Genomic DNA, 23,444 nt, shown 5'->3' on the forward strand with positions numbered 1-23,444 from the left:
GATAAACGGATATCTCAAGGATGGTGAGCCATGAGCGGTGTGATCAAACAGACTTGGAGTCCTGCTACAGATGAATATCAGTCGACCCTCATCGAACTGAAAGACATGGTGTCGGCATGCATGCAGTGCGGGACCTGCACAGCTTCCTGTCCCAATGGATTTGCTATGGACGTAACCCCGCGCCGCATGTGGCGGATGATTCAGTTCGGTATGCTGGATCAAATTCTTGAAAGCCGGGCATTTTGGTATTGTTCTTCCTGTTATATGTGCACGCTTAGGTGTCCGCGCGGACTTAAGCTTACGTCTGCAATGGGTGCGCTTAAGCGTCTTTCCAGACTGGATGGAAGCTGGGCAGCTAAGAAGAACGGAGCTTTCTACGAAGCCTTTATGGACAATGTGGAAGTTTATGGTCGCGCACAGGAACTGAGCCTTATGAATAGGTATTTTCTTAAGCGCAAGAATCCAGCATTGCCGTTGTCTTTTATTCCGCTGGGAATGAAGCTGATGGGTAAAGGAAAGTTGCATATACCGAATAGAACTCAACGCGGGCGGCTCAAAGCTATGTTCGCGAAGGCCAGAGAAATGGAGATTTCGTCATGAGGTATGCATATTATCCGGGTTGTTCCCTTTTGGAGAGTGCGCAGGAATTTGATGTATCTGTCAGGGCTGTCATGGAGTGTCTAGGCGTAACACTGGAGGAAATACCGAATTGGACGTGTTGTGGGGCGAGTGCTGCTGAACCAGTTAGTAAACTTATGAATTATGCTTTGCCGGCTAGGAATCTTGCCATTGTGGAAAAAGAAATGGGAGGCATAGATGTGCTTGCACCATGCAGCGCCTGTTATCTTAATCTGCTTAAAGTGAATAAAGAAGTTATAGGAAGCAGAGAACTGCATGGCAAAGTTAATGAAGTTTTGAGCGCATCTGGTCAGAGATATGCCGGCAATGTAAAAGTCCTTCATTTGCTTGATGTTCTTCTGAACGATGTGGGCGTCAAATTAGTAGAAGAGAAGGTTACAGACGGACTGAAAGGGATGAAGGTGGCCCCGTATTACGGGTGTCAGATTCTTAGACCTTATGCTGTCTTTGACGATCCGGGCAAGCCGACGTCAATGGAACCTGTTTTGAAAGCTTTAGGTGCAAACGTGTATGAGTGGGATTACGGCAATCGGTGTTGTGGAGCTTCACTTATGGTCGGGCATCGTGATGTAGCAATCAGGTCTGTGGCGGAGATTTTGAACGGAGCCAGTGATGCAGATGTTATAGTGACAGTATGTCCTCTTTGCCAGATGAATCTTGAAGCGTATCAGGCTCAGGCCGTGAAGGCAGGAGGAGTGCGTGTTCCTGTTTTGTATCTATCTCAACTTATGGGGTTGGCTTTCGGGTTTGGAGAGGATGTGATGCAATTGAAGAAAAACCTGACCATGACGGCTGGGGTCAGGGACATGATTAATAACAAGGTCTGGAGTCAGCTGCGCCAGACGGAAAGCGGCGAAGAGTTGACCGGTGTTGAACCGTAAACCCTAACAAGGGAGCGACTTATGTTTAAGGACATTATTGTGGGTATTACCACAACTGGAATTGATGATTTCGCTGTTAAGGCGGCTGCAGAATTTGCCAAGAAGTTTGAAGCAAATCTATATCTGGTGCATGTCGCAGGCATGGCTCAAGGGTGGGGTTCCGTAGAAACCCTTGAACCATCCGGGGAAACTACCAAGCTCAATGATCAGCTTACCGAAATGTATGGTGATATATTGAAGGATATTCCTAATTCCCAGATAATGGTTGTGCCTGGCATTCCTCATAATGAACTTCTCCGTCTGGCACGAAAGAAGAATACTGATCTCATTGTAATGGGACCGCACACTAAGGAATATGAGGAAAAGCGTTCCAAGATGTGGGGTATGGCAGGAAGTACTCTTGAGCGGGTGAGTCAGAAGGCTCGTTGTCCTGTTATGGTTGTACACAAGGACGTTGTTTGTAAGGAACCGTTGTTTGAGAATATTCTTATAGCTACGGATTTTTCCGATCAGGCTGAGTGTGCGGTGAGTTACGGTGGACAGATGGCTCGTCAGTACAAGGCTGGGCTGACGGTTATGCATGTAGCTGATTTCGGAGCAGAAGAGGCTAAACTTAAGAGTCGTCTTGAAAGTGAATACGGGCCACGCTTGAAGGGTGTTGATGGCTGTACTTTCGAGGTCTGTATTGGTCAACCTGCTATGGAGATTTTAAAGAAAACTCAGCAGCTTAATGCTGACTTGGTCATCATGGCACATCACTCTAGAGAACAGGATCCAGAAAAGGCGTTTTTAGGATCTACTGTGGTGCAGGTGGCTCTTAATGGTTCCAGCCCTACAATGAGTGTTAACCGACACTTCGATTTACGTTGCGGCTTGATGTATGATCAGGCTGGAAAGGTAGTAGAAGCTGAAGCGGCCCAATTGTAATCGGTTTCATATTCGGTGGAACAACTGTTGCGAAAAGATAACGGAACTTTTCGGGGGTAGAGTTTCTGCCCCCGAAGAGAATAAATGGTGGATTGTCTTACCATAAGGAGCAGGTCATGGACATGGTTATGCCGAAACCGATGGATGCAGATATTCGGGAGTTTTTGGATAAGTTCGACTTTAGCTCCTGTATGGTTTGTGGAACTTGTTCTAACGGGTGTCCCATAACCGACACTCCAGGTATGGAAGGGTGGGATACTCGTAAAGTTCTGCGCATGTTGGCTTACGGTATGGTAGATGAAGTTGTGGAATCTAATTTTCCATGGTTGTGTACAGGATGCGGACGGTGTTCCTATTCTTGTCCTATGGGGATAGATATACCTGCTGTAATGGGGCATATGAAAAGCTTGCGTGATCGTGACAAGGTGCCTGGTACTCTGCAGCAGGGGATGGTTAATAATGTGGAGACAGGAAATAATCTTGCCATAAAAAAGGAAGATTATTTGGTCGGTATGGCTGAACTTGGAGAAGAATTAGCTGAGGAGTGTCCTGGATTTTATGTCCCGGTTGATAAACAGGATGCTGATATCCTCTTTTTCCCGAACTCAAAGGAAGTCTATGGTGACTTTGAGGATCAATTCTGGTGGTGGAAAATATTTTATACTGCCAGAGAAAACTGGACAGTTCCTTCTGAAGGTTGGGAAGCTGTTGATTGGGCTCTTTTTACGGGTAATTATGAGGCTAACAAGACTCTAGCCAAACGCAAAATAGATTTCATGAAGGAGCATAACATCAGCCGTATGATTATGCCTGACTGTGGTGGTGGTTCGTACGGTTGCCGGAAGGGTATGGATAAGTGTGTTATGGAGGATCCTAATAATGAGGTGGGCTTTACTTATCTTTATGATTATTTGCTTCAGCTAATCAGAGATGGGCGTATTAAGCTGGATAAATCAGTTAATGCAGGTAAGCGATTTACTTGGCATGACTCCTGTAAACATGGTCGTGAACTTGAACGCCATTTCGGTAAGGGCTATTTTGAAGAACCGCGTTGGATTATTAACCAGTGTGTTGATGATTTTGTGGATATGACTCCGAATAGAGGTCTTAATTATTGTTGTGGTGCAGGTGGTGGCATGTGGCCAATGCCTTATGAAGCCGAGTCTGCTTGGCACGCTAGATATAAGTATGATCAGATCAAACGTAGCGGCGCGGATGTGGTCGTCGTCGGTTGTTCCAATTGTCGGGACCAGATAATGAGGCGCATTCCCAAGTTTTATACTGATTATAAATATGAAGTGAAGTACATATGGCAGTTAGTTGCTGAAAGTCTGGTGCTGGAGGAGTGGGATGCTGACATGATCGCAAAGGGTCAGGCCGAAGCTAAAGCTCAGTGGGAGAAACTTGGAATAGATATTACGGATGTTGAGTATTGATTGGAATCTGGAGCCTCTTTGAAAGATTTAAATTGGAATTAATCTGGATCTTATTTTTATAATTTAAAAAGATGAGGAATGTCATGAAAATCGCCATAAGCGCACAAGGAAAAGGACCTGAAGGTTCTCTGGATCTGAGGTTTGGACGAGCTTCGGGATTCGTGATCTATGATACTGACAGTGATACGTATGACTATTTGGATAATGCTATACAGGGAGACTTGCCTCAGGGGTCTGGTATCCAAACCGCCCAGATGGTCGTCGATGCTGGCGCGAAAGCAATTATCACCGGGCGAGTTGGACCTAAAGCAGAAGCCGCCTTGAAAAAAGCCGGAGTTTTAGTCTTTTTTTCCGAACAAGATACAGTACAACATGCTCTTGAAGAGTATAAGAGCATCAATGTCGGTGACCCGCGGCCAACGGATGGAGGGCGTGGAGTGGGCGGCGGACGCGGAATAGGTGGCGGAGGGCGTGGGAAAGGTGGTGGTGGCGGCCGTGGAATGGGTGGTGGAAGGTCGTAATGAAAGCCGTTCCGAGCACTGATATTTATTTTTGTCAGAGAGTTACAAGAGTCATTTTTTAAGTTTTTAGTATACAACTTTATTATTCAAATTAGCCTTGAATTTTTAAGTAGGAGTATGTCCAGTATACAACTTTATTTTTGAAGCGCGAAATATCCTCCACGGAAAATAATGGTTTTTAGTTTGTCCAGTATACAACTTTATTGTTCTCTCACAGTTTGTGTGGACTGAAAATGAGGTTTGTCCAAATTAAAAATAGTTTGTCCAGTTTTTAATTAATCTGTCCTTTCTTGAATTAGTTCATCCTTTTTATAAATAGTTTGTCTTGAATTAGCCTCTCCTGTATGATTGTTGTCATATATGGAGAGGTTTTTCTATGGTGAAAAGCAAATATTCCTTTGATCATAGGAAGTTAGCTCGGTTCCTTAAGGAAGGTCGTGGAAAAGGGACAGGGGCAGATTATATTCCATGGTTGAAAGTTCAGGATCTTTCTTCAAGAGGTAGATGCAGTAGGATCACTGGTTGGACAACTGGCAGGGTTCACCATTTGTTTTCAGACCTTGAGCGGGATTACTTTTATCATTTAGAGTGGGCTGATGATGTTGTCGATATTCGTGAGCAGTTTCCTCTTTTACCTTTGAATGAGACTGTTACCCTTGCTGAAGATTCTGGCATTCGCCATCCGATGGATACGCGCTCAAAAGTTGAAATCCCACTGACGACTGATTTTTTGATTACAGTGAAGCGTGCCGGGGAAATATTGACTGTTGCGCGGACCGTAAAGCCTTGGAGAGAGCTTCAGAAGAAAAGGACTCTTGAGAAATTTGAGTTGGAACGCAGGTACTGGCTGAGCAAAAATGTTGACTGGGGAATTGTGACTGAGAATGAAATATCAACGACTGTTGCGCATAACGTAAAGTCATTACACTCACTTAAGAATCAAGGAATTAGTGAGGACTCTTTGGAAATACAGCGCGCATTGTTAATCCAAGTAGAGTTGCAGAATTTCAGCACCCTCTCCCAGATGTTGGAACATATTGATTCAAAATTCAATAGAGACTCCGGCACTGGTTTAGCCATATTCAAGAATTTGCTCGCTAAAAAAGTTATTTGTTTCGATGTGACGATTAGATTCGACGAATCTTCGCCGTTGATGGCCTTTTCAGTCAGGTCTGAAATTTTAGGGAATGAGTTAGTGATATGAACGTTGTACTCAAAAATGATTTGTTCAGATTCCGTGAGGAGTCAGACAAAATTTATCGTATTCTGTGGACTAGTTCAGATAATAAACAGTTTTTTGCAATTGATGTTAATGCCTCTAATGCTTGGCCAGAATTATTTGAAACTGATTTTATATTTGAGTCAGTAAAGACTGAAGAGATCGTCTATGGGGTGGAAGATGAGTTTGCGTTTATCCATAATGAAACAGACTTATCTGCTGCAAGTAGGGAAAAACGTGAACAACTATGGATAGACATTGAGACGCTCCTTATTGAGCCGGATATTTTTGATAAAAGAAAAAGAAATTCATTACTCAAGGGATGTTCTACAGAGCACGGTAAATGTCGGCGAACATTGCAGCGCAATTTGAGACGATATTGGCAAAGGGGAATGAATAAGAATGCTCTTCTGCCAGATTATAAAAATTCAGGTGTTGCAAAGGATAGGCTTCATACAAGTCATGCGAAACGAGGGCGTCCTCGTCAATATGATATTGTTCAGGGAGTAAATGTCGATGAAGAAATGAAATCAATTTTCAAAAAATCTATTAAGAGATTTTATCATGGGAGTTCAAAGAGTACTTTCAAAGATGCGTACGATGATATGATTCGTGTCTATTTTTCTGATGAAAATCCTAATGGGGAATTAGTCCCAAGGATTAGTGAAATTCCGACAATAGAGCAGTTCCGTTATTGGTACAAAAAGGACCGAGATTTAGAGGCCGAGCTCCGCGCTAGAAAGGGAGACAAAAACTATGAGAAAGATCATCGGCCAATTCTGAGTACATCTACTATTGAAGCCTATGGACCTGGGGCAGTTTTTCAAATTGATTCCACTATCGGCGATATTTATTTGGTTTCAAAGTTAGATCCGAGAAAAATTATTGGGCGGCCAGTTATTTATGAAGTGATAGATGTTTTCAGCAGGATGGTCGTGGGGTTGTACATAGGCATCGAGAATGCGTCATATCTTACAGCTGCAGATGCTTTGGCAAATGCCATGACTGATAAAGTCTCTTTTTGTAAGCTTTATGGAGTTAATATCACTTCGAAGCAGTGGCCAAGTTGTCATATCCCAGATGCGATTATTGCGGATAATGCAGAATTGAAGGGCAAACAGATAGAGAATTTCATCGAGGCCTTTTCTGTCAGAACTGAAAATACGTCCGCATATAGAGGCGACTGTAAAGGGATTGTGGAGAGACATTTCCGTACGATTCAAGCTACTTTCAAAAGACATCTTGGTGGAACAATTGATAAGGATTTTCGTCAAAGAGGTGCAGAAGATTATCGGCTCGGTGCTGCTCTTACATTAGATGATCTAACAACAGCATTTATTCACTGTATTTTATTTCATAACAATGCTCATGAAATATCTAAATACGACAAAGATTTTAAAATGATGGTCGAGGATGTCCCGGCTATCCCGGTCGAGTTATGGAATTGGGGGATTGCCAATAGATCAGGAGCCTTACGTTCTCAGTCAGAAAAAGTGATCAAAGCGTATCTGTTACCACGGGCTTCTGCTCGTGTGACTAGGAAAGGAGTTCTTTTTCAAGGTTGCTATTACCATTGTGATCGGGCCATGGAAGAGGGGTGGTATGTTCGTGCAGGGCAAAAAACTTGGAAGATTGAGATCTCTTTTGATCCCCGAAATATCAGTAATATCTATATCCCAAAGAGGGGTAAGTTAAGTTTTGATATCTGCAGTCTTACACCGGCAAGTCGCGCTTTTGAAAATATGTCATTATGGGATCTACAAGAATTGAAGAAGAAAGTAGCTCAGGGAAGGGCCAAGCGCAGGGGTAATGAGTTAGCAGCACAAGTAAATTTAGATAACCAGCTACAGGGAATTGCAAGACTCTCTCAAGAGAGGCGCATGCAAAGCGGACCTGATTCGCGCAGCAAAACAGAACGGCTTGGGAACATCAGAGAGAATCGGGAAGAAGAAAAGAATATGTCACGAGCTGGCGATGCAATGGTTTTGGCTGACCGGAAATTTACGGGACAGAAAGCTGCGGTAATTCCCATTGCTCAGGAAGAAGTTGAAGAGGATTTTTCATATCCCAACCGTGCGAGACGGGAAAAAATTATTAAGGAGCGGGAAGATGAAAAATGATATTGATATGAACTCATTTAAAATCGCCCGATACCGTCGACAAGTTGTTCTTGAATACAGAGGGAATCCTCTGATTGAGGCGTTGCCACATATTCTTACTGAGAAGCAGGCTCTAAAGGTTATTCCTTCCAAACCTGTTTTCGATAAAAGCGAGCGAAATCATCCAGCATCAATACGAATTCACTACCTTGCTCGGATTAGAAATTTTTTTGAAGCCTTCCCGCATCATTTTGAGTTGCAGGAGCAGATTTCGACTATTATTCGTGCCGGTTATTTAAATCGTAATCCAGCCTCTTCAGCACATGTAAAACAGCTTAACGATGGATATGACCGAGTTCGATTGAAGGATCATACACATACGAATTATTCTCTCCCATCTACAGCGGAATGCATTGCTATTATCGGTAACTCAGGATCAGGAAAGACCGAGGCTTGTTTAAGAGTTCTGTCTCTATATGACAGGGTTATTGTTCACCCTAAGTATGGCTTGTATCAAATTGTATGGTTGAAAATTGATTGTCCAAGTGTTGGGTCTTTAAAGCAGCTTTGTATGAGTTTCTTCTTAGCTGTGGACTCATTGTTGGGCACGCAATATTGCGCTGAATATGCTTCGCGTGGGAAGACTCCGGACGAAATGCTGGCGCATATGGCTTCTGTCTCAAATATTCATTGTATCGGGCTTCTCGTGATAGATGAAATTCAGCATCTTATGTCTTGCAAAGAAAGCGAATCTACCAAGATGATGAATTTTTTTGTGACACTTTCAAACACTGTGAATGTTCCGATTCTTTTGGTCGGAACTCCTAAGGCCCTTCCTTTATTGCAAAACAATTTGAGACAAGCACGTAGAGCCAGTGGTGCTGGTAGTTACAGATTTTCCAGGTTCGCAAAAGATGATCCGGACTGGCAGGAGTTGCTGGAAAATTTATGGGAATACCAGTGGGTAAATAATCCGGGGCCTCTTACGAATGAGATAAAAGAAGTTTTGTATGACGAAAGTCAGGGTATACTGGCTTTAGTCACTACTCTTTTTAGGCTCGCACAGCATCGGGCAATTTCAACTTCACACGAGAAACTTTCGGTAAATTTGATCCGTCGTGTGGCAAGGGAAAAAATGTCTGACGTTCAGCCCATGATTGCAGCTTTACGAAATAATGATGAAGATGCCCTGTTGCGCTATGATGATATTTTGACTGATCTGATTAAATATACAGCCCCCAAAGCTTCTAATGTAAACAAATCTGAACCACAGCAACTGTATATTCCCCCTGAATTAGCAAACGCTTTTTATTTGTTGGCGGAAGAAGGATATAATGCTGAAGATGTCTTGGGTGCACTTAAGAAGGCATCGAAAATTTTACCTGAAGCTTCTCCTTATCAATTGAGTGGAGTGGCTCATGAATTATTGGTCAATGGTCCTTTAACTGAAAGTGAGGTCAAAAAGCAAAGTCTGCTCAAGAAAGTTGATCCACCGGATCTCGACGCCGATGATTTGAGGCTGGCCTACTTTGATGCCGAGGATGAGGGGATTGATGTTTATCAGATTTTAAATGAGTCTGGAATGATAAAGAATCCGGCTGAGGAGTTTGTCATAAATCAATGATCGCTTATTTTCCTCGCCCTTACCCTGATGAAATTTTATACAGCCTTCTTGCAAGGTACAGGCGTCATACGTGCGAGCGAAGTTATAAGCGATCCTGTCGGGCTTTGTTCGCCAAAAAAGATGTAACTGCTTCGGTGTATTTTCAAAGCCATATTAGACAGTTGCATCAGCGCATTAAACATCTGTTCCCGTATTCAGAACAAGAACTTGTTCACAACCATACTTTCCTACCTTTTTTTACGGCCTATACGACTCCTGAAGTTGCTCAGAGAGCCTATGAATCATCCCTGAATAATCGAGGCGGAGCGTTAAATGTCCTCCTTGGTACTGCTGCAAATTCGGTAGAGTTGCCGAGTGTCTTGAAGTTTTGTCCAGCCTGTCTTGAATCTGATTTTGAGAGATATGGTGAAACCTATTGGCGTAGACTGCACCAATTGCCGGGAGTTTTGGGCTGCTATGAGCATCGTCTTCCTTTACAGGAAAGTCTGGTGGCAGTGACGCAACGAAACCGTCATGCGTTTATTGCTGCAACGAGGCGTAATTGCAGATTCGACAAGGACTTCAGGGCGCCTGTCTATGAAAATGATCATAATGTCTTTGATGGTATAGCCCGCGCCTACCAAAGGATTGTTGCTGGCGATATTCGTACCGAGTCTTACGAGCAGCGCACAGCAAGATATTTTGCCCTCCTCAAGAAAAAAGGTTTTGTAAAGGGGCGGGACTCTGTAGCTCAGGAAAAGTTGTTCGAATCTTTTTCGAATTATTATTCAAGTGAGTTGTTGGAAATCCTATTTTCCACTGTTGATATTTCGAATGATTCCTGCTGGCTGAAGGCTATTTCAAGGAAGCACAGAAAGTCTTTTTCTCCAGTGCGGCATTTCTTATTTAGTCAATTTCTAAATGCCCTGCCCGACGCACGGAAAAAGAAATTGCCCAAGATATGTGTGTATCCAAAGTATGTCCCTCCCCGTCAGCAACGGAAAACGAATCGAGAGAAGTGGCTAATGCTGCAGGACGCAAATTCAGGTTTTTCGAAAACTCAGCTAAGAAAGATGAATCCCAAACTTTATACGGGGCTGTACCGACACGACAAACAATGGCTTAGTGAGAATTCTCCTGCCCTGCTTCAAAGCCAAGGCAGTCCCGGACATGTGAATTGGGAGCGGCGTGACACGGAAATGCTTAAAGCTGTTCGACAAGCTGTAATTGATATTCATATGGAGATTCCCCTTCTTAGAGTTACCTTGTCACGAGTCGGAATCAGACTTGGATGCTTGGCAAATTTGGAGCATAAGTTGGATTATTATCCTCGGACCAAGGCGTTTTTAAAGGAACGGTTGGAATCTGTTGAGAATTTTCAAGTACGGCGCATTTTTCATATTACGCGCACAGAGTGTTGCGCTGGACGCAGGCCTAGGTCTTGGGAAATCGTTCGTCTTGCCGGTTTGAAAACTCCGGTCAAGCCTGATTTGGAGAAGGCTGTTGCATTGGCACTCAAAACCTATTCGGATGGATTTATATGCAGAAAACGACCTTCAACTATCTAAAGGATCGTGGGGAAGTTCGAGTCTACTGGTATGGTGATACCTTCATCCACAATAGTGGTGGATTATTGAATGTTGGATTTCTTGATGTTGTTGCGGACAAAATATTCATTGAGAAAGTTCCTTACGCCGATGTCCTTTTTCATCGAACTGGTCAGACTTATCTCAACGGAAAGGTGGCACCGGCTTCCGATCAAGTTAATTTTGAGCGAAGAAGTATTACTATTCCCGATCTTTCATTTGTCGAAATATCAAATGCCTTTCCTGCAATCGAGCCACTCATATACTTGTATGGCGAAAGGGAGTTCCTGCGTCAGAAGGTTTTAGTCTATCGAGTCGATGGTGTTGAATATATTATCCCCGCTGTGGAATTGATCCGCGCGCTTTTCCTGCACAATAAAGCTATGTGTGAAGCTCTTATGCAGCCATCGGGGATAGATCGTCTTTACCAGCGGCCTGTGTCCACCGATGATTCCGTATTTGAGCTCAATTTTTCGAAATTAATTTCCAGCAGGTTGGTGAATGAAGATTTTGCGGAATACTTTGCCTGGATTGTTGCGACCCCTCAGATTTTGAACTCATGGAATTCAATTTATGTAGATATGATGAAACAGCGTCGTGGGCATACTCAAGGTTGGGGTGTCCAGATTTGTTTGTCTCCTCCGCCGATAATTGATTGTAAATTGATTCTCCATGGTCGTTCCCGGGGAAATAAGTTTCTTGTGTCGGAAATTGAGTCTGTTGGTGGGTTGGAATATTCTTTTGAAGAATTGGTGTTCCGCCATCCATCAATAAAATATGTCAACCAAATTACACCCGGTGAAGGCCGTGGAAACGGTTCGCGTTCAGGTGGCGGAACGGAATATATTATTGGAGTAGATGGATCTCCTTCGGCAGGTGGACCTGATGGAATTCTTCATCCACCTAAAACTTTCACCGTATTTAAAAAAAGAGCCAAAATACGCAAAGATTACTTTGAATCTACGACATCTAACAGGAGTGATGAAGGCGGCAAATCGGGCGGGAGTGAAGGAGGCCAGAACGACGGGGAATCACCAAAGATAAAAAGAACAAGTTCCCGAAGGCCTAACCCTTTTGCGAGTAGCAAGCTTAAATCAGTAGAGTACAAGGGGCTTGAAGTTTGCCATGAACCTCCGGACAACGCTTTGCACGACTTTACTGAGGCAGTGAAGTTGATGCCGACTAAGCTTAGAAATCTAGAAGTTTCACATTCAACGGTTTACCTGCCGAAGGGGACCGGCTTTTCTCAAGCAGGATCCAGACGCAGGTTGTGCGGTGTTGTCGAACTTACGATGGAAGGCAAGCAACCTATTTTTATTTTGGAGCCTGAAAGAACCGGCGGAAATGCTCTTAAGACAATTCTTTTGTGTCCAATGCAGGATTGTGGGCAGATAGGTGTTGAAAATGTCTTAACAGGGCTTTTACGTCGAATTACTGCCTATTCTGGTCGTATTTTGGATGACGATATTGAAAGTCTGTCCGGAGCGTGGAAAATTGTTCGATTGGCGCATTGTCGCAGAAGACGCAGAGTCGTAAATCCGGATGCAGATTCTTTACCCGGAAGATGGGCGGAAAGGCTGATTGTAGCTGCTGTTGAGATATGGCGAGGTTTAGGTCTGTGATGTTACAATTCAACCCACCAGATCTCTTCGTCCTCCATGGGGATAGCTAAAGCTGTCCATGACGTAGTGTTATGTTTACCAGTTTGGTGAATATGGAAGTGGCCAAAAAACCATTGTGCTGGGTTATACTGTTGTAAAATCAACTCAAGAGTATCGCGAGTCGGATCATCGGCTTTGGCGAGCCATGATGATTTGCGATACCCCAATGGTGCTGTCTGCCTGAGATTAAAGGACTTGGGGCAAGTATGGCTGATGACAATGTCGACGTGTAAACTTTTATTTAATTTTTCAAAATCAAATCTTGTTGGAATTTCATCAGAAAACCAACTCTCCCCTTCAGTTCTTGAATCTTTGTCCGTTGAATCCGCCCCTCCAAAGAAAAGAACGGTGCGGTTATCAGGCAGCGTCAGAACTGAACCGCGTGGCTGATAGAAACAATTGGGGGCAACTTCCAGTTCCCTTGAGCTTGCAATCTCAGCAAGGGATTCATGGTCTTCGTGGTTCCCATCACACCAATATAGTTTTGTATTACCTAACTTCAATAGCGGGTCGTTTGGCGGCCAGCCATTCTTACGTGGCCAATAGCCGAAATCTCCGCATTGAATGATGATGTCGGGCTGTTCCGTTTCAACCAAATGATTGATGACTTGGAAGTCTCCGTGGATATCGCCTAGGATTATGGTTTTCATGGGGCATATTTACGTGGTTTTGCTGGTAACGTCATCATAGAATGAGGAACCCCGCTGAGTGAGCACGGCGGGGTTTCATTTTATTTACGAAACTTCATCTCCTCAACCCCGCAATAAAGCACCGGCACTACGAACACAGTCAGTATGGCGATAGTCATTCCCCCGAATGAAGGGATTGCCATGGGCACCATGATGTCCGAGCCACGGCCTGTTGAGGTCAGGATCGGCAGCAGGGCAAGGATGGTTGTTGCCGAAGTCATCAGGGCGGGACGGATTCTGCGCTTAGCTCCGTAGATGATTGCCTGTCTGATTTCGGTGACGGATTCCATTTTGCTCCCTTTTTTGCTTTCATCTAAATAGGTGGCCATGATGACTCCGTCGTCGGAGGCAATACCGAACAGGGCTAGAAAGCCGACCCAGATGGCGACACTCAGGTTAATGGGGCTTACCTGAAAAAGTTCGCGCATATCTGTGCCGAACATGCTGAAGTCCATGAACCACGGCTGTCCGTAGAGCCAGACCATGAGGAAACCTCCAGACCATGCCACAAAGATTCCTGAAAAGACCATCAGGGTGGTGGCGATGGATTTGAACTGCAAATAGAGAATCAGCACGATGAAAAGTAGGGCCAAGGGCAGGATCACCGCCAGCTTTTTCTGGGCCCGGATCTGGTTTTCATAACTTCCGGCAAATTCGTAGGACACTCCAGCCGGAATAACCAGTTCACCGGACTTGATCTTTGAATCCAGAAAAGTCTGGGCCTGTTCGACTACATCCACCTCGGCAAATCCGGGACGTTTATCAAAAAGCACGTAGCCCACGAGGAAGGTGTCCTCACTCTTGATAACCTGCGGCCCGCGCACGTATTTGATCTCGGCAAGCTGGCTTAAGGGTATTTGCTCACCGCCGGAAGCGCTGACCAGAATATTGTTTATGGCGTCGATGTTATCGCGCAGTTCCCGCAGATAGCGCACCCGCACCGGGTAACGCTCGCGCCCTTCAACCGTGGTGGTGACCACTTTACCGCCCACAGCAACTTCAATCACATCCTGTACCTGCGAAAGCATGACTCCGTGCCTTGCAATGGCTTCGCGGTCGATGATGATTTCAAGGTAGGGCTTGCCCACAATGCGGTCGGCTATGACCGCTTCCGGCTGTACCGATCCGACCTGTTTAAGCAGCCTTTCAAGATCAAGGGCCACCTTTTCCAAAGTTTGCAGATCAGGGCCTTTAACTTTGAGACCCATGGGCGCGCGCATGCCGGATTGGAGCATGACGATACGGGCCGCAATTGGTTGCAGCTTAGGGGCGGAAGTCACACCGGGAATTTCTGCTGCCTTGACGATTTCATCCCAGATGTCGTCGGGCGAGTTGATACCTTTCCATGCCTTGCGGTCCGGGTTAAGGCCGGGATTAAGGTTTGGGCGCCAGATTCTGAAAGGTTTGCCGTCCGGGTCGGGAATCAGTTTTCCATTGTCATCGCGTTCAAAGTAGCCCTGCACGAGATACGGATATCCATCATTGGCGGGAACCAGCTTGCCATTCACATTGCGGAAATAATCATTCTGATCAGGATCGAATTTAAAGCGCAACCGCTCCCCGGATTGATCCACCAGATACTCAGACTTGTAGTTGATGACCGTCTCGATCATGGAGATAGGTGCCGGATCAAGGGGCGTTTCAGCGCGGCCCAGCTTACCCACGGCGGAATCAACTTCCGGGATGGCTTGGATCATCATGTCTTGTTTGCGAAGTACGTCCATGGCTTCGCCGATGGATGCATGGGGCATGGTGGTGGGCATGAACAGGAATGCTCCTTCATCAAGATCGGGCATGAATTCCTTACCTAATCCCGGGAAGACATGGGCCAGTTTTACATAAGGCGATGAGGATTTGATGGAGTCCGAAAAAAATCCGGTAAGGTTGGCGAACCCGAGCCAGATGGAAAGCCCCAGCGCAACAACGAAGGTCGGCAGGGTCAGGAAGAGCAATTTGTGGTTCAGGCACCAGCCCAGCATTCTGGGGTATCCACGTCGGAACAGATCAAAGAAAAGCATCAGCCCGCCGATGATAACCGCCACGAAAAGATAATTGCTGCCCATACCCTTTTCTGGCCCCAGAGGCAGCCATGATTTGGTCAGCACATAGGCGACCATGATGACTATTATCCATGTTTCGGCGTAGTTGGCGTACTTGTGGAATTTCTCGGGAACGAAGGGAAGTGCGAGGTGTTTTACACCAACATAGATAAAGAACAGCCCGGCCCACCATTTGAGCATCAGGGAAACAGTAATACCGCAAAGCAGGTAAAGCACAGCTATGAAGTATGTTCGCCTGTTCTTGAGGAACTTCTTGCGGGCAGTGAAAAGCAGTTCCGCAGCCGGAGGCAGGATAGTCAGGGCCACGATGATCGAAGCCAGCAGAGCGAAAGTTTTGGTGTAGGCCAGTGGCTTGAAAAGTTTACCTTCAGCGCCGTCCATGGCGAATACAGGCATGAAGCTGACAATTGTCGTGGCAACGGCAGTCATAACCGCGCTACCCACTTCGGCAGTGCCTTCGTAGACAAGCTTTAACCTGCTGATTCCCTCTTTGCCCTGTTCAATCTTTTTGAGGATATTCTCACAGATGATGATGCCCATGTCGACCATGGTCCCGATGGCAATGGCGATGCCTGAAAGGGCGACAATGTTTGCATCAACCTTGAATACACGCATGCCCATGAAGCACATGAGCACCGCAAGGGGCAGCAGCGAGGAAATCAGCAGCGAACTTTTGAGGTGAATCACCGCAATAAGCACTACGATGATAGTGATCAGGATTTCCTCGGTCAGCGCGGTATTCAGGGTTCCCAAAGTTTCATGGATCAGCCCGGAACGGTCATAAAAGGGAACGATGGTCAGCTTGCTTTCGGTTCCATCTGGCAGGACTTTTGAAGGCAGCCCCGGTGAAATATCCTTGATCTTGTCCTTGATATTCTCAATGACCTGCAGCGGATTTTCGCCGTAACGCACAACCGCCACACCACCCACAACTTCCGCACCGCCCTTATCCAAGGCTCCACGGCGTAGGGCAGGGCCTTCGGTGACACGGGCCACATCGCGCACGTAGATGGGGATGTTGTTGACTACTTTGACCACCGAACTTTCGATGTCGGAAAGCTTTTTGATGAAACCGATACCGCGAATGACGTATTCGGCGTTGTTGATTTCAATGGTCCGTGCACCAACATCGAGGTTGGACATCTTCACCGCGCGGTAAACGTCGTTGAGGGAGACCTTGGCAGCACGCATAGCATCCGGGTCAACATCAATCTGATATTCTTTGACGAATCCGCCTACAGAGGCCACTTCACTTACTCCGTCAGCAGAAAGTAAAGCATAGCGGACGTACCAGTCCTGTACTGAGCGTAATTCGTCTAGATCCCAGCCTCCGGTTGGGTTGCCCTGCGGATCACGACCTTCGATGGTATACCAATAGACCTGTCCCAGCGCGGTGGCGTCCGGGCCGAGTGCTGGCTTTACATTGGCGGGCAGCGTTCCGGCAGGCAGGCTGTTTAATTTCTCAATGAGCCGGGAACGGGACCAGTAGAAATCCACGTCTTCGTTGAAAATTACGTAAATGGTTGAAAAGCCGAACATGGAATAACTGCGGACCGTCTTAACACCGGGAATCCCGAGCAGAGCCACGGTGAGCGGATAGCTGATCTGGTCTTCAACGTCCTGCGGTGAGCGACCCATCCACTGGGTGAAAATGATCTGCTGGTTCTCACCGATATCCGGGATGGCATCCACCGGAACCGGAGAGCGTTCCATGCCGCCTACATCCCAGTTAAAGGGAGCGGTGAAAATTCCGCCACCAATGATCATGAGCAGCACAATTGCCACGATGAGCTTTTGCTCAAGGCAGAAAAGAATGGTCTTTTCTGTGAAGGACTTGGGTTCGGGACGGTCCATTTTCTGAGTGTTATGCTCGCTCATATCGTTCTCCGAACCTTATTCCCCGGCCTTGATCTGGCGTTCCACTTCCCCGCACTGGAGCATGGCTTCACCAAAGTAGGGGTTGCGGATGTCTTCGTCGGATTGCAGCCATTTGGCCCCCTTGAAATCAAAGGCCATGGGGCAGAAGACTTCATAAACAGGCTTTGCGGATTTGATGCCCAGCTTTTCCACCGTATCGATCATGCCGTAGGAAAGAGGCTCCAGTCCGGCGCGAACTCCGACAATATCCTTGGCCCCACGAATGGCGGACATGCCGTCATTTATGTTTTTAAGCGCATCCATCCAGACTTTATGGGCATCGCTAGAGAGTGCTGTGTGGTCTATCTTTTTCAGTTCTTCGGCTATGAGTGCGGCCTGCTTTTGAGCGTTCGCCAAATTGTCGGCAGCAAGGGCTTCACTGAATGCGGTATAGGCGTTGAAGACCTTGCCCAGTTGTGTTTGAAAGGCTTCGGGTGCTTCCGATTTATTGGCCGATTTTTCAGCTAGAGCAGAGACCCCAAAGGTCAGATCCAGCCGCTTGAAATGGGCTGATGTCTCAGCAACAATTGATTTGAGCCTGTGCATGTCCTTAACACCGCTTCCGAGCACTGCATCATTTCTGAGCAGCATGGAGAGTTCCTTCCATGCAAGGGATGCATCACCCTTAAGCCCTGACCCATCTACTTTACCGATGCTTTCGAATAAGGCTGAGAATTGCTTGCGGCTGTTCTCAAGATTTCCTGAATTGGCGGTTTCCATGAGCGAATCGAAATCTCTTTTCAGGAACCCAAGCTTGGAGTTGAATATTGGCGGTAATGTATTATCCGGTTGCTTGGTCTGCTTCATATCGTCCATGGCAGCGTGATCGCCGTGGTCGTGGATAATGGTTTTGACCCCGCTTTCAGGGTTCATCATGCTTGGCTTGGCGATAATCTGGATGGCACTGTCGATCTTGAAATTACCCTTGGTGACCACCTCTTCGCCTTCATTCAGCCCGTATTTAACTACGTAAAAGTCCCCGGCTTTGGGGCCGAGCACTATTTCACGTCCTTCGAAAACGCCTTCCTTACCGGGTACGGCAATGTAAACCACGGCCCGTTTCCCGGTGATGAGCGGTGCGGAAGCCGGGATGACCAGTTCAGTTTCGGCCTGTTTTTCGTCCTTGTTCACCGCGCGTACGAACATGCCCGGCTTGAGCTTTAAGCCCTTATTGGGCACTTCCAGACGGACCCGAACCGTGCGGGTCTTTTCGTTAACAACAGGATCAATGTAGACGACTTTGCCTTCGAAACTCTGACCGGGGTAGGCTTCAGTGCTGAAGCTGACCTTCATGTCCATCTTGATCCACGGCAGGTCTGATTCATATGCCTCAAGGATCACCCAGACCCTTGAAAGGTCGGCAATGGTGTATATGGGGGTTCCTGTTTTTAAGTATACACCTTCCACAACATCTTTTTTGATGACGATGCCGCTCATGGGTGAGTAGAGGGTGATGTGCTCGGCGGCCTTCCCGCGTTTGACGATAGTGGCGATCTGGCTTTTGGAAAGTCCCAGCAGACGCAGCTTTTCGCGGGCGGCTTTTTCAGTACGGGCGGCGGTATCTTTGACCACCTGCAGGGAACTGCCTTTCAGGGCGGACTTGGCTTTAACAGATTGAATTAATTCAGCCTGTGCGGTGAGTAGTTCGGGGCTGTAGATGGAAGCCATGGCCTGTCCTTTGCGGACCGAACTTCCGGTGTAGTCAATGTATAGTTTATCAATGCGTCCGCCTGTCCATGCGGTGATGGTTCCCATACGGGTTTCATCGTAATCAACCTTGCCGAGCATGCGTGTTTCCACATTAATGCTTTGTCGTGTCACCGGGGTCGTCGCTATCCCGGCAAGCTTACGGGCGGATGAAGTCAGGCTGATCTGGCGCAGACTGACTGCTTCATCACCGGATTCTCCACCTTTTTCCAAGGGGATGAGATCCATGAAACACAAGGGACATTTGCCCGGTTCCGGCAATTGGATTTGAGGATGCATGGAGCAGGTCCAGACAACTTCTCCCTTTTCATTAACAGTGGCTTCAAGGCCGTGATCTTCGTGTTCGGCAACAAGGTCTTTTTCTGTGTGACCCCCTTGGGAACCGGAGAAATAATAGCCTGCTGCAAAGGCAATGATGCCAACGAGGATAACCGGGATCAGGATTTTCTTAATATTTGTAAACTTGCTCATGCTGCGCCCGTTTTATTGGTTTTCAGGAATGGAAATTTTAGATTCGGGTATGGTCTGACCATGAATGGTGCAGGGAATCTCACGACCGACCAGATATTCAATGGTGGCTACCCGTTTGGCCTGCTCGGCAAGGGCCTGATAGTAGGCCAGCTGGAATTCGATGAGGGTCCGTTCGGCATCAATGAGATCGCCTGATGTTGCTGTGCCAGACTGGAAAGCCTCAATGGATACGCCAAGAGATTGCTCGGCCTTGGGAGTCAGGCTGTCGCGGTAGAGGCTGACTTTGCGGATGGCGTCCTGATATTTGTATATTTCCAGTTCCAGATCAGCAGTCAGGTTGCGCTCAAGTCCGGCCCTTTTGCGGGAAGCTGATTTGACCTTGTTTTCAGCTTCACTCAGCTGCGCATCCTGTTTGTCCATCCAGATAGGCAGATTCACGGACATTCCGGTTACTATGGGGTCGCGATCTTCGTTGGTGACATTGGGAGTTCTTGATTCGCCTGTCTGGATGTATTCAACACCGAAAGTGAAGTCCGGGTAGTAGTCCTTTTTAGCCAGTTCTACTGATATTTTTTCCCGATCAACAGAATGATCCAGCTCTCTTAAGCGCGGGTTCCCGCTCCTGAATTTATTTTTCAATTCATCCGCGGACATGCCTATTTCCATGACCGGGATTGATTTGGGAAAAGGCAGGCTCTGGTCGTCAGACCTGTTTATTGCGGCAAGGAGTTTTGCCACGGTGGGGCCTTTGCGTTCTTCAAGGGAACGCAGTCGCTCTTCAAGTTTACCCAGCTCAACCTGTGTTTTGATTACCCCGTCGTAGGCTCCGGCTCCGGTGGAATAACGAGCGCGGGCCACGCTTTCGAGATATTTCATCAGTTCAATGTTTTCGCGGGTGATGCGGATAGCCTGCGCGAGGTAGGCATAGTCGTAATAGGTTTTCTTTACCTCGGTGAAAATTTTCAGTTTGAGATTATCAAACCGGGCTTTCTTGATGTCGGCATCGCGCAGGGCCTGCTCTCCTTTGAGGCCGAGCTTGCCGAACCATGGCAGGGTCTGGCTTAATCCGTATTTGAATTCCTGCGGTCCGGTGCGTGTTTCCACGGGCTGGATGAACCATGCGAAACTGAATCTGGGGTCCGGCAGGCTGGATACACTGGCTTCACGTTGTAACGCTGCTTTCCAGTTGTAAAAAGCAGCGTAGAGGTCATCGTTGTTACGGGCAGCATCCACAAGGTAGGAGCTTAATTCTTTGAGTTCATCATGGGTAGCGTGAATGCTCTGGGTACTGTTTGTTGCCGTATCTTGCGCGAAAACCGGGATGGATTGGATGAAGATGAACGCGCTGAAAAGAATTGTAAGTGTATATTTTGTAATGGAAGCTTGAGCCATGAAATTCTCCCGTTAATAAAGCCGGAATAGATGGTGTTTAACATTGAGCAATTACTATTCCATGCCAATGGTTATAATGAATACTGTACATTAAGAAGCAGTATAATTCATTAGTTCAGGGCAGTCTTTCTGTTTTCACCCCTTCTTGTGCAAAATTTGTCTGTGCATAATCAGTAATTCTGGTCTGTTGAGTGCGCTGTGTGCACATCTTATTGCACAAGGTTGTGCTTTAACCGTCGACAAAATCATACTAAAATAGTATAGTAATATTCAAACCCTCAGTTTAACCAGGAAGATGTGCAATTGCTTTCACATATAGGTGTTGAAGTTTCCGTATTTCTGACTGCTTTTGCCGCTAAGATCATGAAATAAAGAAATAATCTAATGATGGAATGTTATGTGAAAAAATAAGTCATAGCTCTGGGAGGATAGCTTTAAAAAGTGTACTCTGGATGCTGATAGAATTCCAAGTCAGAGATAATCCCATTAAAAAGGTCGCTTCATGAAGATACGGTTTAAATTGCTCCTGCTTCTGCTTACGGTATCCATATTTCCCCTTGTTCTTGTTCAGGCCGGGGTGCTTGATTCCTTGCGTTCCCTTTCCGATAACGTTGGAGAGGAAGTGCGCCGGGAGCTGGTCAGTAAAAGCAGTGTAGAACTCAAAAGGCTGGTGGAAGATCATGCCCGCGTCCTGTCCAAGCAGCGCAGGATCGTAGAACTTAATTTGCAGCAAATTTCAGCCGAGTTTTCCGCATGGATCGAAGACGGCAATGAGTTCAGCCTTCCTGAAGTTTTTCTGGGCAGCAGTGCCGGGCAGGGAGATATTGAGCGCTTGGAAAAAAAGTATGAGCAGCGCGATCAAACCATGATGCATGGGGCATATGTTCTTGATTTTGATGCGGTTCGCTACAATGCGGACGGAGGTTCTGATCAGAATGCAATGCTGCCTTACGGAACTTCCGATGCCGTGCTGCCTTTACTAAAGGCCGTGGAGTTGAAGAGCCCTGAGCTGACCTTGTGGATCAGGGCGGTATTTAATTCCGGGGAAAGTCTTACTTATCCGGCAACAACCGGAATGAGGATGAACATGCATAAGACCGTTTCGGTTATCAATGGAAGTACCGTCCCAACTTGGTCACTTCCTCAGAAGGATATTCTTACCGGGCGGACTATTCTTACAGCTTCTTTAGGTGTCTTTGTAGATAGAGATGCTGTCGGGAGTGTTTCCATTGATGTTCCCCTTGATACTCTCCTGCATGGCTACAATCATCTTGATGTTTTTTCACATAATATTGATTCCCTGTTGGTCCATCTCGAACCGAACGGCAATGGAACCAGCGGTGTTGAAGTAGTGGCCAAGGAAGTAGCCGCTTCCAGCCGAAAGAGCATGATGCATATGTGGGAACCTCCTTCCACGCAGATGCTTCTTTCTTCAACAGACGCAACTCTGTTTTCCCGCTTTCGTAAGTTTTTGGAGAGTGGAAAGTCCGGCGTGCTGAGTATGCCGTATAATGGACGCGACAGTCTCTGGGCCTTTTCCGCACCGGATAAACGTGGCGTTTCCTTGGTTTTGATACTTCCTCACGATGATGTTGTTGCCCCGGCAAATAAAGCAAAATCCTACGTTCAGTTGGCAATTAACAATCAGTACCTGCACACGGTTTTCGTATTGATTATTGTTGTCGTGCTGGTCTCGGTGCTCGCCTTCCTGCTTTCCAGAAGATTTACTGAAAATATTATGATTCTTGCGCGGGGAGTGAAGCGCATCTCCTCCGGTGATTTTTCCGCCCGGGTTGAAGTTGCAGGCGAAGATGAGGTGGGTGAGCTGGCCCGTGATTTTAACTCCATGGCTCCAGCACTCAGGGAGCATATTGAAATAAAGAGTGCCCTTGATGTGGCTATGGAAGTCCAGACCAATCTGCTGCCGCAACATTCCCCGCACATTAGAGGATACGATATCTATGGCGAAAGCAGGTATTGTGATGAACTTGGCGGTGACTATTTCGACTACATCCGTCCTGACCGCGACGGTGAGAATATGCGTATTGCCATCGGTGATGTGAGCGGGCACGGCGTCCCGGCAGCTATGCTTATGGGGTCGGTGCGAGGTTATTTACGGGCACGTACACTTAGCGGCGGTCAGCTGGACGAGATCATCAGCGATGTAAACAGCCTTGTAGCGCAGGATACCTACAAGACGGGACAGTTCATGACCATGCTTATGGTTGAGCTTGATCCCGCCAAAAGTGAATTGCGCTGGGTCCGGGCCGGACACGAGCCGGGACTTATCTTCGATCCCGCAGAGAAAGATTTCATCCGTCTTGAAGGTGAAGGGATTGTCCTCGGGGCTTTTGAAGATGTGGAATATTCCGAGAATTGCTGCGCAGACCTTGAAGAGGGACAGATCCTTGTTCTGGGGACTGACGGTATCTGGGAAGCATCTAATAAGAATGGGGAATTTTTCGGTAAGCAACGGCTGTGGGATTTGATCAATTTGAAGAAAAATTCTTCAGCAGAGTCTATTGTATCCGGTATTTTTGCTGCTGTGCAGGATTTTACCGGAAGAAGTAAACAGGAAGATGATCTGACCGTGGTGGTCATAAAAAAAGAAAACAACACGCCAGAGGAGTTGTAAC

At 46.6% G+C, this 23,444-nt stretch carries 15 protein-coding genes; 11 read left to right on the top strand and 4 right to left on the bottom strand.

From position 1 onward, the window contains the following. Positions 1-30: 30 nt before the first annotated feature. The 10 genes from H589_RS0104015 (at position 31) to H589_RS0104060 (ending at position 12,533) form a co-directional block, all read left to right on the top strand. Positions 31-600: a 4Fe-4S dicluster domain-containing protein gene (locus H589_RS0104015; protein WP_027720843.1), complete on the top strand. Its 570-nt coding sequence runs from the start codon at positions 31-33 to the stop codon at positions 598-600. Continuing rightward, positions 597-1,520: a CoB--CoM heterodisulfide reductase iron-sulfur subunit B family protein gene (locus H589_RS19105; protein WP_035074801.1), complete on the top strand. Its 924-nt coding sequence runs from the start codon at positions 597-599 to the stop codon at positions 1,518-1,520. Before H589_RS0104015 ends, H589_RS19105 begins: the two co-directional genes overlap by 4 nt. A 21-nt stretch (positions 1,521-1,541) precedes the next feature. After that, positions 1,542-2,447: a universal stress protein gene (locus H589_RS0104025; protein WP_027720844.1), complete on the top strand. Its 906-nt coding sequence runs from the start codon at positions 1,542-1,544 to the stop codon at positions 2,445-2,447. Between the two features lie 116 nt (positions 2,448-2,563). Beyond that, a complete protein-coding gene (locus H589_RS0104030; RefSeq protein ID WP_027720845.1) occupies positions 2,564-3,883 on the top strand; it encodes a (Fe-S)-binding protein in 1,320 nt (439 codons plus the stop codon). Positions 3,884-3,966: 83 nt separating this feature from the next. Next, entirely contained in the window at positions 3,967-4,404 is a 438-nt protein-coding gene (locus H589_RS0104035) for a NifB/NifX family molybdenum-iron cluster-binding protein (protein WP_027720846.1), read from the top strand. Between the two features lie 376 nt (positions 4,405-4,780). Further along, positions 4,781-5,608, top strand: coding sequence for a heteromeric transposase endonuclease subunit TnsA (locus H589_RS0104040; protein WP_027720847.1), 828 nt, complete (start codon positions 4,781-4,783; stop codon positions 5,606-5,608). Beyond that, positions 5,605-7,743, top strand: a complete 2,139-nt coding sequence (locus H589_RS19110; RefSeq protein ID WP_051249612.1) for a Mu transposase C-terminal domain-containing protein — start codon at positions 5,605-5,607, stop codon at positions 7,741-7,743. The genes H589_RS0104040 and H589_RS19110 overlap by 4 nt, the downstream gene beginning before the upstream one ends. Further along, positions 7,733-9,346, top strand: a complete 1,614-nt coding sequence (locus H589_RS19115; RefSeq protein ID WP_051249613.1) for an ATP-binding protein — start codon at positions 7,733-7,735, stop codon at positions 9,344-9,346. Before H589_RS19110 ends, H589_RS19115 begins: the two co-directional genes overlap by 11 nt. Beyond that, a complete protein-coding gene (locus H589_RS0104055; RefSeq protein ID WP_027720848.1) occupies positions 9,343-10,893 on the top strand; it encodes a TnsD family Tn7-like transposition protein in 1,551 nt (516 codons plus the stop codon). The genes H589_RS19115 and H589_RS0104055 overlap by 4 nt, the downstream gene beginning before the upstream one ends. Next, a complete protein-coding gene (locus H589_RS0104060; protein ID WP_156891626.1) occupies positions 10,866-12,533 on the top strand; it encodes a hypothetical protein in 1,668 nt (555 codons plus the stop codon). The genes H589_RS0104055 and H589_RS0104060 overlap by 28 nt, the downstream gene beginning before the upstream one ends. Before the next feature lie 2 nt (positions 12,534-12,535). Here H589_RS0104060 and H589_RS0104065 read toward each other — a convergent pair whose 3' ends face one another. The 4 genes from H589_RS0104065 to H589_RS0104080 form a co-directional block, all read right to left on the bottom strand. Next, a complete protein-coding gene (locus H589_RS0104065) occupies positions 12,536-13,222 on the bottom strand; it encodes a metallophosphoesterase family protein (protein ID WP_027720850.1) in 687 nt (228 codons plus the stop codon). Positions 13,223-13,302: 80 nt separating this feature from the next. Next, positions 13,303-17,199, bottom strand: coding sequence for an efflux RND transporter permease subunit (locus tag H589_RS0104070; protein WP_051249614.1), 3,897 nt, complete (start codon positions 17,197-17,199; stop codon positions 13,303-13,305). A gap of 15 nt (positions 17,200-17,214) precedes the next feature. Further along, on the bottom strand, positions 17,215-19,416 hold the full coding sequence (locus H589_RS0104075; protein WP_027720852.1) for an efflux RND transporter periplasmic adaptor subunit: 2,202 nt from the start codon (positions 19,414-19,416) through the stop codon (positions 17,215-17,217). Positions 19,417-19,428: 12 nt separating this feature from the next. Beyond that, complete coding sequence (locus H589_RS0104080; protein WP_027720853.1) at positions 19,429-20,808, bottom strand: TolC family protein; 1,380 nt, start codon at positions 20,806-20,808, stop codon at positions 19,429-19,431. Between the two features lie 502 nt (positions 20,809-21,310). On the opposite strand from H589_RS0104080, the gene H589_RS0104085 reads away from it, so the two are divergent. Next, a complete protein-coding gene (locus H589_RS0104085) occupies positions 21,311-23,443 on the top strand; it encodes a SpoIIE family protein phosphatase (RefSeq protein ID WP_027720854.1) in 2,133 nt (710 codons plus the stop codon). Position 23,444: the final 1 nt, after the last annotated feature.

This window comes from Maridesulfovibrio zosterae DSM 11974 (genome assembly GCF_000425265.1).
Taxonomy (GTDB): Bacteria; Desulfobacterota; Desulfovibrionia; order Desulfovibrionales; family Desulfovibrionaceae; genus Maridesulfovibrio; species Maridesulfovibrio zosterae.